The organism is Pseudonocardia sp. (assembly GCF_029263155.1).
GTDB lineage: Bacteria > Actinomycetota > Actinomycetes > Mycobacteriales > Pseudonocardiaceae > Pseudonocardia.
Genome location: NZ_JAJCYB010000048.1, coordinates 1 through 2509 on the forward strand (window position 1 = coordinate 1; position 2509 = coordinate 2509).

At 73.5% G+C, this 2509-nt stretch carries 3 protein-coding genes; 1 reads left to right on the forward strand and 2 read right to left on the reverse strand.

Annotated elements, in window-relative coordinates:
• Positions 1-737, forward strand: a 737-nt coding sequence (locus tag Q1K26_RS09885) for an AMP-binding protein (RefSeq protein ID WP_300009373.1), incomplete at its 5' end; no start/stop codon positions are given.
• 52 nt (positions 738-789) lie between these two features.
• Here the strand turns inward: Q1K26_RS09885 and Q1K26_RS09890 are convergent.
• Both Q1K26_RS09890 and Q1K26_RS09895 read right to left on the reverse strand, forming a co-directional pair.
• Positions 790-1557 carry a hypothetical protein gene (locus Q1K26_RS09890; protein WP_300009376.1) on the reverse strand — a complete coding sequence of 256 codons (768 nt, stop codon included), beginning with the start codon at positions 1555-1557 and terminating at the stop codon, positions 790-792.
• A 156-nt stretch (positions 1558-1713) separates the two neighbouring features.
• A partial coding sequence (locus tag Q1K26_RS09895; protein WP_300009379.1) for an HNH endonuclease signature motif containing protein occupies positions 1714-2509 on the reverse strand: 796 nt, incomplete at its 5' end.

Consider the following 2509-nt stretch of genomic DNA (forward strand, 5'->3'; position numbering starts at 1 on the left):
TGGACGAGGCCGGCCCGGAGCACTTCGCGTCCGTCAAGACGCTCTACAGCGGGGGAGCACCGATCCCGCCGTCGACGGTCGAGCGGTTCCGGGAGCGGTTCGGCCACTACATCCACAACGCCTACGGGATGACCGAGACGACCTCGGGGGTCGTCGCCGTCCCGCCCGGACTCCGCGCCCCCGTGGACGAGGCCAGCGGGACGCTCTCCGTCGGGGTCCCACTCCCGGGGGTCGACGCGAGCGTGGTGGGCGTCGACGATCGACCCGTCCCGCCGGGCCAGCAGGGCGAGCTCGTCCTCAGCGGACCCCAGATCGTGTCCGGGTACTGGCGCAACGCCGCGGCCACCGCCGGGGCGATGCCCGGCGGCCGGCTGCACACCGGTGATGTCGCCGTCATGGACTCCGCCGGCTGGGTCTACCTCGTCGACAGGCTCAAGGACCAGATCAACGCCTCCGGGTACAAGGTCTGGCCCCGCGAGGTCGAGGACGTGCTCTACGAGCACGAGGCCGTGCGGGAGGCCGCGGTCGTCGGTGTGCCCGACGAGTACCGGGGCGAGAGCGTCAAGGCGTTCGTCAGCCTGCGCCCGGGCAGGTCGGTCACCGAGGACGAGCTCATCGCGTTCACGAAGGAGCGGATGGCGGCGTACAAGTACCCGCGCGCGATCGAGTTCCTCGACGAGATACCCAAGACCGTCACCGGCAAGTTGCTGCGCCGCGAGCTGCGCACCCGCTCCTGACCGACGCGGCGGGGTCGGGCTCCCGCCCGGCCCCGCCGCGTCGGAGACCCTGTCAGATGTCGAAGCCCCCCATGTCGAACCCGCCGGCGTCGCCGCCCCAGTCCGCACCACCGATGTCCGACCCACCCTGGTCACCGCCCGGGTCCGCGGTGTCGCCACCGGTGTCCGCACCGTCACCGGCGGCCGCACCATCGGCGTAGCCCGCCTCGTATCCGGTTCCGGCCATGCCGGAGAACATGGCGCTGAACAGCAGCGCCGAGCCGACACCCCAGGCGCCGCCGACCAGCGCGGGGCGCCACCACGGCTCGGAGTACCAGCCGGTCGGCACGGGACGTCCGGCGACCGAACCGCCGGGGTAGTAGTGGCGGTTGCGCTCCGACGGGTTCGGCGACGCGCTGTAGGCGTGCCCGGCGACCTCGACGTCGCGGTCCTCGCTGACCGCTCCCGCCTGCCGCTGCCCGGGCAGCGGCGGCAGCTCCGGACCGGGGTCCATCCCCATCGCGGTGCGCGCCGCGCGCACGTAGTAGAGGCCCTCGTAGGCGGTCTCGGTGACCTGCCGGGCCTGCGCGACCGACCGCGCCTGCTCCATCTGGGAGCCGGCGGCGGTGTAGCGCTCGGCGGCGTCGGCCAGTGCCTGCGTGGACGGGTCGTCGGCACCGACCAGATTCAGCACCTGCCCACCGAGCCGCTCGACCCACCGCCGTGCCTCGGAGAGGGCGTCGGCCAGCTCGCGTTGCTGCTCGGCACGGTGCCGCCGGATCAGCCACACGACCGCGGCGATCGTCGCCACCGCCACCAGCAGGGTCAGAAGCTCGCCCACGCGGCCTCCCCTTCGTCCTCCTCGTACGCTTCTCCGTGCGGTCAACGAACGGCACGGCAGCACCGTTCCACGCTGCCGCCGGGCAGGCGGGCGCTGAACGCGACGGGTGCGGTGAACCGACCACGCTTCGGCCCACCGGCCTCGATTGCGGCGTGGTCAGCCGTCCCGGTAGTCGTGGGGTTGGGTCCAGTACCGGTGCCCGGTCGGGGTGATCCACTCCACCCGGCGGTCGTCGTGGAGGACGACCTGCCAGCCCGGATGTTCCTTGAGGTCATGGTGCGCTGTGCACAGGGTGCACAGGTTGGCCTCGTCGGTGACCCCGCCGCAGTTCCACGGGGTGACGTGGTCGAGTTCGCAGGTCGCCGCCGCGCGGCGACACCCCGGGGTGCGGCAGGTGACATCACGGCCGCGGACGAAGTCGGCCAGCCCGGCGGGGGGCCGGTACACGGTGCGCCCGTAGTCCAGCAGCGCCCCCGACACCGGGTCGACGAGCAGCCGCCGCCACACCGCGTCGGCGGCGATGTCGCGGGCCAGGTGCGCCGGGATCGGGCCGTACCCGGCCAGCTCACACGGCTCGTCATCGGCCCCGGTCAGCGTGGAGTACGGCACGATCACCGTGATCAACGGCTTGCCCGGAGTGACCGGCAGCGTCGTCTCGCCCACGCCCGGCTCGGTGTTCGGGTCGCGCAGCACCAGCTTCCCGGTGAGTGCGGCGACCAGCAGGTCGGTGCGGCGCTGGTCGAGGGTGCGCGGATCGGTCGCGCCCATGCCGCGGGCCAGGCGGGTGAGCCACTCGAAGGATGCGGCCGCATCGGGTGCGGGCATCCGCGCCCACAGCGTGGCCATGCCGTCCTCCCCCGCGAACACGTCCACCCGCCGCGCCTGTTTCGCGCTGCGGTGCCGGGCCGCGGCCCCGTCGGTGTCGACGGCGAGGATCGCTCGGCGCAGGGCG